The sequence below is a fragment of the Lipingzhangella rawalii genome, from assembly GCF_031628175.1.
GTDB lineage: Bacteria > Actinomycetota > Actinomycetes > Streptosporangiales > Streptosporangiaceae > Lipingzhangella_A > Lipingzhangella_A rawalii.
The window spans coordinates 109,679-123,305 of record NZ_JAVLVT010000003.1 but is presented as its reverse complement, the minus strand read 5'-3'; the positions used below and the strand labels follow the sequence as shown (position 1 = coordinate 123,305).

General features: G+C 69.4%; 12 protein-coding genes. 5 read left to right on the top strand and 7 right to left on the bottom strand.

The window, feature by feature from the left end; genetic code table 11:
* Window positions 1-78: 78 nt before the first annotated feature.
* The 3 genes from fmdA to RIF23_RS07355 form a co-directional block, all read right to left on the bottom strand.
* Entirely contained in the window at window positions 79-1,326 is a 1,248-nt protein-coding gene (gene fmdA / locus RIF23_RS07365) for a formamidase (RefSeq protein ID WP_310911655.1), read from the bottom strand.
* A 43-nt stretch (window positions 1,327-1,369) separates the two neighbouring features.
* On the bottom strand, window positions 1,370-1,999 hold the full coding sequence (locus RIF23_RS07360; RefSeq protein WP_310911654.1) for an AmiS/UreI family transporter: 630 nt from the start codon (window positions 1,997-1,999) through the stop codon (window positions 1,370-1,372).
* A 388-nt stretch (window positions 2,000-2,387) separates the two neighbouring features.
* Entirely contained in the window at window positions 2,388-3,482 is a 1,095-nt protein-coding gene (locus RIF23_RS07355) for a substrate-binding domain-containing protein (protein ID WP_310911653.1), read from the bottom strand.
* A gap of 167 nt (window positions 3,483-3,649) precedes the next feature.
* Here RIF23_RS07355 and RIF23_RS07350 point away from each other — a divergent pair, with 167 nt between their 5' ends.
* Window positions 3,650-4,099, top strand: coding sequence for a MarR family winged helix-turn-helix transcriptional regulator (locus RIF23_RS07350; RefSeq protein ID WP_310911652.1), 450 nt, complete (start codon window positions 3,650-3,652; stop codon window positions 4,097-4,099).
* A gap of 197 nt (window positions 4,100-4,296) precedes the next feature.
* On the top strand, window positions 4,297-4,956 hold the full coding sequence (locus RIF23_RS07345; protein ID WP_310911651.1) for an ICP22 family protein: 660 nt from the start codon (window positions 4,297-4,299) through the stop codon (window positions 4,954-4,956).
* A 184-nt stretch (window positions 4,957-5,140) separates the two neighbouring features.
* Here the strand turns inward: RIF23_RS07345 and gltX are convergent, their stop codons facing one another.
* Both gltX and RIF23_RS07335 read right to left on the bottom strand, forming a co-directional pair.
* Complete coding sequence (gltX, locus tag RIF23_RS07340; RefSeq protein ID WP_310911650.1) at window positions 5,141-6,550, bottom strand: glutamate--tRNA ligase; 1,410 nt, start codon at window positions 6,548-6,550, stop codon at window positions 5,141-5,143.
* Between the two features lie 47 nt (window positions 6,551-6,597).
* The gene (locus tag RIF23_RS07335) at window positions 6,598-7,527 is read right to left on the bottom strand and encodes a hypothetical protein (RefSeq protein ID WP_310911649.1); all 930 of its coding nucleotides are present in this window, start codon (window positions 7,525-7,527) and stop codon (window positions 6,598-6,600) included.
* Window positions 7,528-8,055: 528 nt separating this feature from the next.
* Here RIF23_RS07335 and RIF23_RS07330 point away from each other — a divergent pair.
* From RIF23_RS07330 to RIF23_RS07320, 3 genes are all read left to right on the top strand, one after another.
* A complete protein-coding gene (locus tag RIF23_RS07330) occupies window positions 8,056-8,769 on the top strand; it encodes a GNAT family N-acetyltransferase (RefSeq protein ID WP_310911648.1) in 714 nt (237 codons plus the stop codon).
* Between the two features lie 20 nt (window positions 8,770-8,789).
* On the top strand, window positions 8,790-9,800 hold the full coding sequence (locus tag RIF23_RS07325) for a threonine aldolase family protein (RefSeq protein ID WP_310911647.1): 1,011 nt from the start codon (window positions 8,790-8,792) through the stop codon (window positions 9,798-9,800).
* A 74-nt stretch (window positions 9,801-9,874) separates the two neighbouring features.
* The gene (locus RIF23_RS07320) at window positions 9,875-11,068 is read left to right on the top strand and encodes an amidohydrolase (RefSeq protein WP_310911646.1); all 1,194 of its coding nucleotides are present in this window, start codon (window positions 9,875-9,877) and stop codon (window positions 11,066-11,068) included.
* A 170-nt stretch (window positions 11,069-11,238) separates the two neighbouring features.
* Here RIF23_RS07320 and RIF23_RS07315 read toward each other — a convergent pair whose 3' ends face one another.
* Both RIF23_RS07315 and RIF23_RS07310 read right to left on the bottom strand, forming a co-directional pair.
* Entirely contained in the window at window positions 11,239-11,922 is a 684-nt protein-coding gene (locus tag RIF23_RS07315; protein WP_310911645.1) for a response regulator transcription factor, read from the bottom strand.
* Between the two features lie 32 nt (window positions 11,923-11,954).
* Complete coding sequence (locus RIF23_RS07310; RefSeq protein ID WP_310911644.1) at window positions 11,955-13,511, bottom strand: sensor histidine kinase; 1,557 nt, start codon at window positions 13,509-13,511, stop codon at window positions 11,955-11,957.
* Window positions 13,512-13,627: the final 116 nt, after the last annotated feature.

The window sequence follows — 13,627 nt, the reverse complement described above, 5'->3', positions numbered from 1 at the left end:
GCCGTCGCAGCCCCGGGCCGGTTGGTGGCTGCGCCGCCGGGACTATCCGCACGGCGCAGCCTCGCGGGCCGGGCACGGTCAGGAGGTAACGCAGACCTGCCCGCGGTCGGTGGCGACCGGTCCGGGGCCACCGGGGCGAATATCGAAGTCGAAGATCTCGGTGGGCAGGTAGAGCGAGCAGCAGGCGTTCGGGATGTCTACGACACCGCTGATCCGGCCCTCGATCGGGGCGGTGCCGAGGATGAAGTAGGCCTGCTCCCCGGTGTATCCCCACTTCTTGAGGTACTCGATGGCGTTCAGACAGGCGTTGCGGTAGGCCTCGGTGGCGTCCATGTACAGGTTGGTGTTGTCGCGGTGGTCCACCGACACCCCGATGAAAGTGAGGAACTCGGAGTAGCGGGGCTCCATCCGGCCGGGAATGAACATGGGGTTGCGGTGCACGCCATAGGTTTCCATTCCGTTCTTGATGACCTCCACCCGCAGGTCGATGTATCCGGCCATCTCGATCGCCCCGCAGAAGTTGATCTCGCCGTCGCCCTGACTGAAGTGCAGGTCCCCCATGGACAGCAGGGCCCCCGGAACGTGCACCGGGTAGAAGACGCGCGAGCCCCGGGTGAAGTTCTTGATGTCGTGGTTCCCGCCGTTCTCCCGCGGAGGCACGGTGCGCGCTCCCTCGGTGGCGACGCGCTGGGCGGCAGCGTCCCCGGCCTGCCCGGCGAGGGTGCCGTCCGGCAGGGGTGGCAGTGCAAGTGGCGGCACCCGGTCCGGATCCGTGGCGATCAGGGCACGCTCACGGGTGTTCCACGAGGACAGCAGATCGCTCGACGGGGCGACGCCCATCAGGCCGGGGTGGGTGATCCCGGTGTACCGGACACCGGGGATGTGCCGGGAGGTGGCCTCGTGTCCGTGGAAGTCCCACACCGCCTTGTAGGCGTCGGGGAAGTAGTCGGTGAGGAACCCCCCGCCGTTGACCTTGGCGAAGATACCGCTGTAGCCCCAGCCCTGGCCGCATACCGGGCCGGTCTGTTGCGGGATCGGCCCCAGGTCGAGGATGTCCACCATGAGGAGGTCGCCGGGTTGCGCCTCCTCCACGGCGATGGGGCCGCTGAGCACGTGACAGCCGTTGAGGTTGACGTCCCGGACGTCGTTGGCGGAGTCGTTGTTGCCGATCTGACCGTCGGTCCACTCCCGACACTCGACACGGAACTCCTGGCCGGATCGGGCGGTGGCGGCCGCGGGAATCTCGGGATGCCAACGGTTGTGTCCGGGCACGCGCTGTTCGGCCATGGGGCGGTCGGGATCGTGGGTGAAGAGTACCTCGGGCATGGTGGGCCTCGCTTTCTGGGTGTTGCATTCGGGACTGGTGGGTTCAGGGTGTGGTTGGGGGCGTGGTTGGGGGGGTGGGCGGGTGCTCGCGTTGGTGGACCGTGACCGGCCACAGGCCGAGGAGGGTGGCTACGCCCAGCACCGCCAGGACCACGGCGACGACGGGCAGGTCAGGCCAGTGGCCCACCACGAGGAGGGCGCCGGGGACCGCGGCCGTGACGATTCCGGTGACGATCGCGAACCAGCCGGTGTAGCGGGTGAGTTCCATGCGCTGAACCCCGAGCACACAGAAGAACAGGAACCACAGCACCGCCCAGTACAGCCAGATCACCGTGAACGGCCAGTCCCCGGGAACCAGGGCGGTGTAGGCGGCCATCCCTACCGCGCTCGCAGCCACGAACAGGGAAAACCACCCGAGGCCACGCTGGTCCCAGTCGGTGATCGCGTTGATGCCGACCCACAGGTAGGTGAACCCGAAAAGGTACAGCGGGGCGGCATCGGCGACCTCCGCGGTGGTTGTGGCCTGGGTGAGCAGAATCGTGGGTCCAACCACCTGGAGGGCGCCGACAAAAAGGTTGAGGGGCGCTGCGGCCCGGGCCGAGACGGTGCCGAGCAGCAGCAGCCCGTTGATGACGAGCACAGCGCCGACGTAGAACAGTCCGGCCGCACTCATGGCCGTGGGAGCCCTGCTGTTCGGGGATCGATGTGGGGGGAGCGGGACTGTGACCCGTCAGTGGGTGGCGGAGCGGAAACAACCTCGGGGTGTTCCGCGCTTTCCCGGGCCCGGTCGCGCGCACGGGACAGGTCCGGTGTGGTGGGCCGAAGGGCGGGTGGGGTGAACACGCGATAGGCGGTGGCCCCGCAGGGACAGTCGACACTGGGGCTGGCCTGCCCCATCGGCAACGGGACGGTGTGTTCGTGCCCGCAGGCACAGCGGTACAGGTAAGTCACCATAACAACTCCTTTTCAAATGAAAATGATCTATATGAAAGGAAATGTCAAGAGGTCGTCCCTGCACACCGAATCTCCGCGGCGCGCCGGACCCCGGCCCGCCCGGAGGATCAGAGACGGGCGAGGATGTCGAAACCGACCCCGTCGGCACGCGCGAGGTAAACATGCTGGCGCACATGCCCACGGGAGATCTGCATGGGTCCGCGGGGACCGTCGTAGCCCACCTCGTCACTGACCGCCATCAACCCGGAGGGCTGGACACTGCGCGCCCGGCGGGACAGGGCGGCCAGCGCCATCATTCCCTCGAAACAGGACTCGGCCATGTTGTTCAGTGCCGGCGCGTGCGGCCCGTGCATCCGCGTGTAGGCTCCGGTCAGGTCGAGGGCGGACTCCGTGGCCAGCGACCGGAAATAGGCCGCCGCCACATAAAGTTCCTCGGTCGCCTCCGGGCCACTGCCCAGGAGCATGTTTTCTTCCATCAACGGAGTGAGGCGACGGGTGTGCTCGTGCAGGCCCCACGCCGCGAAGGCCCGGTTGAAGTGCACCGCGTCTTGCCCCACCAGCAACATCAGCACCGTGTCCGCACCACTGGCCGCGATCCGCCCCATCGTGGTGTCGAAATTCGAGGTTCCGAGCGGGACGAACTCACGGCCGACCACGCTGAGGCCCAGTTCCCGGGCGTAGCTGCGCACGGCCCGTGCGGTTCCCCGCGGCCAGACATAGTCGTCCCCAACGAGGTAGCAGCGACGCATTCCCCGCTCGTCCCGCATCCAGCGCATCGCCGGGGCAACCTGGTCCGGCGGGGTCTCACCCGAGCAGAACACCCCGCTGCCCTGCTCCCCGCCCTCGTAAAGGGAGGTATAGACATAGGGCACGTGCTCGGCGGTAACCGGGACCAGGGCCTGGCGCACACGGGAGATGTGCCACCCCGTCACCGCGTGGATCCGCCCCGAACGCACGAGATCCCCGACTTCGCCGGCCACGCGCTGGGGCCGATCCCCACCGTCGATGACCACCGGGCGGACGCGACGCCCGAGAATTCCCCCCTCTGCGTTGATCGACGCAACCGCAACCTCGGTCACCGCCTCACACGACGGACCGAAGATCCCCGCCGGCCCCTGGAGCGGGATCACCACCCCCACCGGAAAATCCGCACCGCCCGGTGCGGCAGTGGCCTCAGCGTGCGTCGGGCAGTGACACCGCACGTGAACTCCCTTTCGATCCTGGTCCACGCCCGGGCGGGCGTAGCTGCGGCCGCGGTGGCACCCCGGCGGGCGGGACCGAGTGCTCCGTGCTAGATTCCCCGGTGGAAGAAATCTTCTCGAATGGAAATACTCTGGGCAAGTGGTCAACCGGAGGAGACTGCACGCGCATGGCCGGCCCCATCGACGCACCCGCTATCGATCCGCTACTCCTGCGTCACGTGGCCGCTGAGGTGGACCGACGCGCGGAAGAGATCGTGCACGGCCACGGGCTCACCCTGGACCAGTGGCGCACGCTCGACCTGTTACACACGCGCGGACCACACAGCATGGCCGCACTCACCTCGGCGCTGGGCCTCACCGGGCCGACCGCCACCCGGGTCGCCGACCACCTGGTGACCACCGCTCTGGCCTACCGGGACGCGGATACGACCGACCGGCGCCGAGTCGTACTGCGGGTCTCACGCCGGGGCACCGAACTTCACGACCAGCTCTCCACTCCGGTGCACGCCGCCCAGGCCGCGGTGTTGTCCCCCCTCGACGACACTGAGCGGGCCACACTGGTTCAGCTGCTGCGCAAGGTGGTGGACCGCGCGCAGGCCCCGTCCATGTCCGAGTGAGCCCGCCCAATCCACGATCCGGATGGGCTTTTCCATTGACGTGGGGCCAGCGCTTACGCGAAGATCTCCCGTCTAGTACCGTCAACTCGTGTAGCTTGGGCCACAGCTCGCTCTGACCAGAGGACCGCGCAGAGCGTCCGGGTCTCTAGGCCCCATCCGGCCCTGCACCAGATTCAGCCTCACGAGGGAGTGCCCCTATGTCCGGCGACCACTCCGCCGCCGCCCGGAATCGGCTGTCCACACCCTGGGCGACCCTTCTCGTCGGGGTGTTTGTGGTCCTGGCCATCATCGGCGCCGGAGCCTTCTGGTCGGGGATCGTGCCCAACCCCCTGTCGAATCGGGACACCCTGCACTCGAATGTGGCCGACGGGCCCACCGACAGCCCGTCTGCGGTCTCGGCGGAATCCGACGACAGCGACGACAGCGGGGACAGCGAGACCGACGAGGACGGCGCCGAGGAGCCCAGCCAGGACAGCGACGGAGACGAGGTCAGTCTGTCCGGCGGGAATCCCGCGGCAGAGGCCGAGGACGCCGGCGACACGTCCGGCCAACCCGACAGCACCAACACCGGGCAGGGCACCACCCACGAGAGTGACGACGCCGCCGACGCCGGCCAGGAAATCTCGGGCAGTGCTCCAGATTCCGGCGCCGAGGAGTCGCCGGAATCGACCCCGGAGGACTCCGCCCCGGAGTCGGGCGACAGCTCCGAGAGTGGGTCCGGAGACGAACGGGAATCCCAGTCCGGCACGGAGGAATCCGAGGGCTCCGAGGACACCGAGCAGGACGGGGATGACACCGAGGACAACGCGGACGAGGACGATGGCAAGGACTGGCCACCGTGGTGGTGGCCGTTCTGATCGGCGTCCGACAGCCCAACATCCCGACACAGCCCTGAGACGGCCTTCGGGGCGGGATCACGGCGGTGCTGACACCTGGGAGTGGTCCCCCAGAGGTTGGGGGCGGGGAAAGGCCGATGGGGGCGCTAGAAGCAGCTAGAGCGCCCGCCCCCGTCCAGGCAGCCGGCGGGCACCGACGTGGCGATCAGCCCAACCGCGTACGGGCGGCGTCGATACGCTCCAGGGTACGTTCCCGCCCCAGCAGCTCCAGAGACTCGAACAGCGGCAGTCCGACCGTGCGTCCGGTGACCGCCACCCTAACCGGCGCCTGTGCCTTGCCGAGTTTGAGTCCGTGCTGCTGACCGATCTCCTCCAGAGTCGCCTTGAGCGTGGCCGCGTCCCAGGACAGGGACTCCTCCGCGAACCGTTCCCGCGCCCCGGCAAGCACCTCGGCCGCGCCCGGTTTCATCGCCTTGTCCCAGCTCTTCTCATCAAAAACGGGCTCGTCGAGGAACAGGAAGTCCACATTCGCGACGATCTCACTCAACACGGCCACCCGAGTCTGTGCCAGCGGCGCGATCGCCGCGAACAGCCGGGCGTCGAAGTTCTCCGCTGGCCACGGGACGTCGTCGCCGTGCAGGAACGGCTGGCAGCGCGCCACGAACTCGTCCTCGCCCAGGGCCCGGATGTACTCGCCGTTGAAGGCACGCAGCTTCTTCTCGTCGAAGAACGCCGGAGACGGGTTGACGTCCCCCAGATCGAACAGCGGAACCATCTCGGCCAACGGCATGATCTCCCGGTCGTCGCCGGGGGACCACCCGAGCAGCATGAGGTAGTTCACCATGGCCTCAGGCAGGTAGCCCTCCGCCTGGTAGGTCTCCAGGGCCACCTTGTCCCGACGCTTCGAGAGCTTCTGCCGCTTCTCGTTCACCAGCACGGGGGCGTGTGCCCACACCGGTGCCTCGTGGCCCAGAGCCTGCCACAACAGCTGCTGCTTGGGCGCGTTCGAGAGGTGCTCCTCCCCACGGATCACGTGCGTGATGCCCATCTCGACGTCGTCGACCACGTTCGCCAGCACGAACAGCGGCGAACCGTCGCCGCGGGCGATCACGAAGTCCTCCAGGGCGTCGTGGGGAAACTCCACCTGCCCGCGAATCTGGTCGTCCACCACGGTGACGCCCCCATCGGGGACGCGGAACCGCAACGCACGCCCCGACCCCGGCTCCAGGCCCCGGTCCCGGCAGTAGCCGTCGTAGCCCAGGTTGGGGTTCTCCCGCCGCTGCTGGAGCTGCTCCCGAGTGCAGTCACAGTAGTAGGCCCGCCCCTCCGCGAACAGGCGCTCGGAAACCTCCTGGTGCTTCGGGGCGTAGGAGGCCTGGGAGTAGGGGCCCTCGTACTGGCTGGCGTCCACCCCGAGCCATGCCATGGCGTCCAGGATGCCCTCGGTCCACTCCGGACGGTTGCGTTCGGCGTCGGTGTCCTCGATCCGCAACACGAGCCGCCCCCCGGTCTGCATCGCCACCACCCAGTTGAGCAGCAGGGAACGCGCGTTTCCCACATGGAACATGCCGGTCGGGGACGGTGCGAAACGGGTGCGAATCGAAGTATCAGCCACGATCTCCAGCCTAACGCCGTGCCGGGGCGACTCGTTCCTCATCCGTCCTAGTCCGCGGGCAGTCCACCCTCGTCCAGCTCCTGCCCGGTCATGTCCAGCATCCCGTCCGCACGCATCGCCCCGGTCTCGGAATCCTCCCGCAGTCCGTAGCTCTGGCCGGGGCTGAGCCGGATCAGACCGAACCAGTCCCGTGCGGTCATCTCCCGCACCAGCTCTACGACATCGGCGGGACGCTCGCTGATCGGGGTCATCTCCACGGCGCGCACATCACCCTCCGTCATGGCCAGGACCACGGGATGACGTGCGCCCCGCAGTCGCCGGAACACGGTGGTCGCCGCCTCGTCGGGAGCGCACGCCACGATCGTGTAGCGCCCGTTGACGTCACGGACCTGGTCCCGGGACACGAGATAGTCCACGAAGTCCGGGGACCGTAGGGCCCGCTCCAACACCTGCGCGAGATTCGGCCCACTCTCCGGGGTGGCCCGCACGGTCAACTCCGTGAGCTTGCGCCGCTGGAGTCGCCATTCAATCTCGGCCATGTCCGCGCGGCTGGGGCGACGACGCCCGTCATCCAAGCCGAAGCCGGCGAGCCACTGGTTGACCTCCGCCCACAGCCACACGCGCTCTTCCGCCACGTCACCCTCAGGCTGTGGAAAGACTTCCCCCTCCGGGTTCGGACTGGCGATCCACTCCGCGACGGTGTCCACGGGGACTCCCACCCGAGACGCGATATCGGCGACCCGCACCAGGTCACGGTCCAACCGGGCCAACCGCACCCGGGACACCACCTGGGCGACATGAGTCGCGAAGGAACCAACGGCCGCCACCGGGTCCGGACCGGTCCAACGAACCTGAAGCCGGCACAGCTCGCCGCTCCTCCAGACCCGTGCGCCCAACTCGGCCCGCAGTCGGCGGGTAGCGGCCACGTCGTCCTCGACGAGGCCCTCCACGATGAACACGAACTCGTACTCGGGCACTTGCCACCGCCATCATCGCCAGGGCCGTCACACGGCCGGATGTCCCTCCCCGCAGTATCACCGAGAACCCAGTTCGTGGCACCTGGCCCCACATGGCCGGATGGCGCGGACCATACCGGCAGTGGGGGCGGCGCACACCGCGGGACCAGCACCGGCACCGCACCCCTCGCGGCACCCGCCTGCCCCTACTTCCCGGTCCTGGCCATCCACGTCCGGCACCTGCCTGGGTCCTGCTGTCTGCGCGTCCTTGTGCGGCCGTCCCGGCACCCCTCAGCCCTACCGCCGGGGCGGCATGTCCGTTCCCCTCCCAGTCTGACGGATACCGGGAGGCGCTGGAGTCCGCGGGGCCCGCCCCGCACCGCTCCCCCACCGCCCGTGCCCGCGGATACACCGCAGCGCGCCAGCACAGAAACCCCGGAGCCACAGAAACACGGTGCTGGCGGCCCCGCCCTTCCCCTAAACTCCATCGGTCCGGGCAGCGATCCCGCGATGCCGGAACGGCCCGTCTGGGACGGTCGAGGAGGATTCATGGACACGTGGTGGTGGCAACGCCTGGCCACAGACTGGCCCGCACTCCACCTTGTGGAACGGGACGGATGGCACCTGGGGACCAGCGGTGGTACGTCCCGACGCGCCAATTCGGCGCGCGCCATCCACGACGCTGCCCCGATCGAGCCGGTGATCGAGCACTACACCACGCGTGGCCACACTCCCTGTGTCCAAGTGGGCCCAGGCCAGCAGCACCTGGACCAACGACTGGCCGCAGCGGGATTCGAGACCTGTGGCACGACGGTACTGCTGGCGCGCGACACTACCCCCCACCACCGGCCTCAGCCCGATGTTGAGATCCGGGACACACCCGACGCCCGCTGGGACGCCCTGAACGAGCCACTGGGGGTCACCGCGGAGTCGGCGGCAATCACCGCACGAATCCTCGCACCAGCAGACGTGGGTTATGCGGTGCACGCCTCCGGCCGCGCCCGTGGGTGTGCGGTCCACGCGCCCAGCGCGGGCACAGTGGGAATCTACGCCTTGGCCACCGAGGAGAGGGCCCGCCGTCAGGGGCTGGCGCGACAGGTGCTGTCCGCGCTCCTGGCCTGGGGGCATGCGCGGCAGGCGAGCCGGGCCTACCTCGCGGTGGAGAGCGTCAACAGGGCCGCACTGGAGCTGTACGTGCAGGCCGGGTTCCACCACGTGTCCCGATACCACTACCGGATTCGTAGGATGACGAGCGTCTCCTAGTTTCCGGAGGTAGCGCCACCGTGATCGACCTGCGCTCCGACACCGTCACCCGTCCCACCCCCGAAATGCGCTCCGCCATCGCAGCGGCAGAGGTGGGCGACGACGTCTTCGGCGAGGACCCCACCGTCGCCGACCTGGAGACCGAGACCGCGGACCTGCTGGGCAAGGAAGCCGCTGTCTTCGTTCCGTCCGGACACATGGGCAACCAGATCGCGGTCTATGTGCACACCCGCAGCGGTGCGGAGATCTGGGCGCCACAACAGGCACACATCCTGGGCAACGAGCAGGGGGCCGCCTCGGTCCTGTCCCGGGTGCTGCCACGCACCTTCGACAGCCCCGACGGGGTTCCACCCGCGGACGTGCTGCACCGCTGGGCCACCGGAACCGAGGACATCCACCGGGCACGGCCCAGCCTGCTGTGCATGGAAAACACCCTGACCGGACGCGTGGTGCCCCTGGAGGAGCAGCGGCGCGCCACCGCGTTCGCCCACGAACACGGGCTGCGCACCCACCTGGACGGAGCGCGGCTGTGGAACGCCGCCGTTGCTCTGGACCAGGAACCGGCAGCCGTGGCAGCCGGTTTCGACACGGTCTCGGTTTGCTTCTCCAAAGGCCTCGGCGCCCCGGTCGGCTCCGCGCTCGCGGGGGACGCGGCCACCATCGCCCAGGCCCGGAGAGCCCGCAAGCTGCTGGGTGGGGCGATGCGGCAGGTCGGGGTTCTGGCCGCCGGCGCCCGGCACGCACTACACCAGCACCGCAGCCGGCTGGTGCAGGACCACGACCGTGCCGAGCGACTCGCGCGGTTCGTAACCGACAACACGCAGCTCAGCGCGGTCGCACGAACCAACATGGTGCTGGTCACCACCCCGGCGGACTCCGCCCAGCAGCTGGTAGCGGCACTGGAAACCCAGGGAGTGCGTGCCGTGGCCCTCGGGTCGGACCTGGTGCGGCTCGTGCTGCACCTCGACATTGACGACGCCAAGCTGGATGCGGCAACCGCGGGGCTGCACGCCGCAGCGAAGGAAATCTGACCAGGCCAGAAGCTGCCCAGACCACCACGGAGCCGCCCCAGCACCGACGAGACAACGGACGGTACCGTACCCGCATGATCCTCCCCCAGACCGACGTCCAGCACATCACCACCCAGGTACAGCGGTACCGCGATACTCTGGTCCAGCTCTCGCACGACATCCACGCCGAACCGGAACTGGCCTTCGCCGAGTACCGCAGCGCCCGCAAGGTGACCGAAGTGCTGGCCGAGGCAGGATTCGAGGTAGAGCCGGGTGTGGCCGGCCTGGATACGGCGTTCACCGCCAGTGTCGGCACCTCGGACCTGGTGGTCGCTCTGTGCGCCGAATACGACGCCCTCCCGGAGATCGGGCATGCCTGCGGGCACAACATCATCGCCGCGGCCTCCACCGGCGCGGCCCTGGCCCTGCGGGATCTGGCCACCGACCTCGACATCACGGTGCGGGTCGTGGGCACCCCGGCCGAGGAACAGGGCGGCGGCAAACAGCTCATGCTGGACGCCGGCGTGTTCGACGACGTCGCCATGGCCATGATGGTGCACCCCGGACCCGACGAGCGCTGTGCCCCCACGTCCCTGGCGTGCACCGACATCACGGTGACCTATACCGGTCGGGAGTCGCACGCGGCGATGGCACCCCACCTGGGCGTCAACGCGGCCGATGCGATGACCGTCGCGCAGGCCGCGATCGGTCTGGCCCGTCAACAGCTGGAACCGGGGCAACAGGTGCACGGTTTCACCACGGCAGGAGGCACCGCCAGCAACGTGATTCCCGCACACACCGCGGCGGAGTACCTACTGCGAGCCCCCGACGCCGAGGCCCTCCAGCGCCTCTACGACCGCATGCACGCCTGCTTCCAGGCCGGTGCCCTGGCCAGCGGGGCCGAACTCGCGCTCCACCAGCCCTCCCCGCCGTATGCGAACCTCACCCCAGACGCGTGGCTGGCGCGGGCCTACCATACGGCGATCCACACCACCGGACGCACCCCGGCCCACCCGGCCGAGGAGCCAGACCCGCCCCTGGGTAGCACCGACATGGGCAACGTCAGCCAGGTGTTGCCCTCGATCCACCCGACCATCCACATCGACAGCGGTACCGCCGTCAATCACCAGCCGGAGTTCACCGACGCCTGTGCCAGCCCCTCAGCCGACCAGGCCGTGTGCGACGGGGCACGCGCACTCGCGCACACGGCGGCGCTTGCGGCGCGGGACGAGGCGCAGCGCGCCCGGCTCCGGGCTGGAGTGCGGGCACGGCGAGCCACCGGTGGGTGACCCACGGCGCCGGCACTCGGCCAACGCAGCACCGACGGCGAGACCCGCAACGATGCCCAGGTGGTGGCCAGCGAACTGGGCATCAACGCGATCCACCAGCTCTCGAAGGCCAATAGGAGCACGCACAACCAGGCCGACGGGGGTGCAGGGTTACGGTGCGGCCCCGGCACCTACCCGGACCCGCCGGACACCAGCCCGTTCTCGTAGGCAAACACGACCGCCTGGGTGCGGTCCCGCAGATCCAGCTTCGTGAGAATCCGCCCGACGTGGGTCTTGACGGTCTGCTCCGCCAGGTACAGTTCCGCCGCGATCTCGGCATTGGAACGACCGCGGGCGATCTGGCGCAGAACGTCGACTTCTCGAGCGGTCAGCTGGGTCACCGCAGCGGGGTTCGCGACCGTGCTGCGCTGCCTACGCCGACTGGCGATCTCCGCGATGACCCGGCGGGTGACCGCCGGCGCCAGTAGCGCGTCGCCGTTCGCGACGACCTGTACCGCCGAACGGAGCTCCTCCATGGGGGCGTCCTTCAGCAGAAAGCCACTGGCCCCCGCGGCAAGGGCATCGTAGACATACTCGTCCAGGTCAAACGTGGTCAGTACGACAACGCGGGTGGGTGCGGGCGCAGTGGAACCATCCAGCTCGGTGATGCGCCGCGTCGCCGTGAGCCCGTCCATCACCGGCATCCGCACGTCCATCACCACCACGTCCGGGCGATGCTCACGCACCAGTTCCACGGCCTCGGCGCCATCCGCGGCCTGGCCCACCACCTCGATGTCCGGGGCGGCGTCCAGCAGGGTGGCGATCCCGTCCCGAACCATGGCGTGATCGTCCGCCACGACAACCGTGATAGTCACGTGGGTCAATCTAGCCAACCCACCCGGATGCGCTAGCCGCCACTCCCCGTGGACACGGTGATCGGAAGCTGGGCGACGACCTGGAATCCTCCGTCCGGCAGCGTCCCCGTACGCAGGCTCCCGCCCAGCATCACCACGCGTTCCCGCATCCCCACCAGGCCGTGTCCACCGCCCGGATCCGGCGCCGCGGGCGTGTCCACGTGGCTGCCCGGCCCGTTCCGTACCGATACCACCAGCTGCCCCCCGGCGGGTTCCACTCGCACCTCGACCGCGGCACCGGGCGCGTGCCGGCTCGCGTTACTCAACGCCTCCTGCACGATCCGGTACACCGAGACGTCCACGGCGTCCGGCAGCGGCACATCGGGGGAACGTACCCGGAGATCCACCGCCACACCCGCGGCCCGCACCCCTGCGACGAGTGTCTCCAGCTGCGCCAGCCCCGGCTGGGGGTCGCGCTCGGCATGCTCGGTGTCCTCGCGCAGCAGACCCACCACGCGCCGCATCTCCCCGAGCGCCTCCCGTGCGGTGTCCCGCAGTGTGTGGAACGTTGCCGTCGCCTCGCTCGAGAGTTCAGGATGCTTATAGGGGGCGGCGTCCGCCTGGATCGCGATCATGGACATGTGGTGCGAGACGACGTCGTGCAGCTCCCGCGCAATCCGGGAACGCTCCTTGAGTACGGCCTGGCGGGCCTGGTCCTGACGTCGCAGCTCGGTTTCGCGCTCCAGGTCGCGGCGGGCCGCACGCCGCCCCCGCACGGTGTGGCCGTAGGCGAGGATGACCCCGACCAGTGCCCCCAGCCAGACCGGCTGCCACCCGGGCGTCCCCACCAGGACCGCTGCCGGGAGCAGCACCCCGCACACCGTGAGGCCCCCTACCGCGACGGTGACCCGCGCCGGCAGACGCGTGGCCACCAGGTACAGCGCCACGGCCAGAGCCAGTAGCCCGGTCACCGGCCAGGGCCACAGGGCGATGGGATAGGCGGTGTCCTGGGGCACCGCGGCGGGGCCCTGGAGTCCCAGCAGCACGACCGCCAGCAGGTTGCCCAGGGCCAAGACGCGCCAGGCCGGCAGTGGTGCGTGCAGCACGAAGAGGAGTGGCACGCCCACAAGCAGGCCGCCGCCGAGGGCCGCAGGCCATGCGACCTGCGACATCAGCAGCTGCTGGGTGGATGTGGCAGCCACGACCCCGCTTGCCAGCAGCACGGTGGCCCAGCGGAGGGTGGCACGCAGCAGGCCATGGGCGGCGGGACGTTCCGTCTGGCCCTCGGGCTCGGACCGGGTCAGCTCCGACGGGAGGACGAACCACAGCAGGAGGTACAGCAGGATTCCCACCCCGCTGGCCAGGATCATTGCCGCCATGACGCAGCGCACTGCGACGACGGCCGTGGGGGAGTCTCCCGCGATCGCGCGGCACACGCCGAGGACCATACGTCCCCGATGTGGGTGTGCCCCGCGGTCGCCCCCGGTTTCCCCGGGGGCGAGTTCCGGCCCCCGCACCAGGGCCTCGTACACCGCGGTGCCCGCGAGTGCGCCCCATGCTCGAAGTCTCGCCCACATCGTGGACGCGCGCCGCTCCCGCCCTGCTGTCACGCCCGTTCCCACCTCGGTGCCGCTCCCGCCGCAGGCGTGGATGATGCTGCCCTGCGGTGCTTCCACCGTAGGCCGTGGCTTCCGCCCACGTCGTGCCTCCGCAGCGGGATCTGGAA

What these genes read in the sequence shown, in the direction of transcription:
- RIF23_RS07345 (WP_310911651.1), top strand. Translation starts at nt 4,297, where the DNA reads ATGTCCGGCGACCACTCCGCCGCCGCCCGGAATCGGCTGTCCACACCC.
- RIF23_RS07360 (WP_310911654.1), bottom strand. Translation starts at nt 1,999, where the DNA reads ATGAGTGCGGCCGGACTGTTCTACGTCGGCGCTGTGCTCGTCATCAAC.
- RIF23_RS07330 (WP_310911648.1), top strand. Translation starts at nt 8,056, where the DNA reads ATGGACACGTGGTGGTGGCAACGCCTGGCCACAGACTGGCCCGCACTC.
- RIF23_RS07350 (WP_310911652.1), top strand. Translation starts at nt 3,650, where the DNA reads ATGGCCGGCCCCATCGACGCACCCGCTATCGATCCGCTACTCCTGCGT.
- RIF23_RS07320 (WP_310911646.1), top strand. Translation starts at nt 9,875, where the DNA reads ATGATCCTCCCCCAGACCGACGTCCAGCACATCACCACCCAGGTACAG.
- fmdA (WP_310911655.1), bottom strand. Translation starts at nt 1,326, where the DNA reads ATGCCCGAGGTACTCTTCACCCACGATCCCGACCGCCCCATGGCCGAA.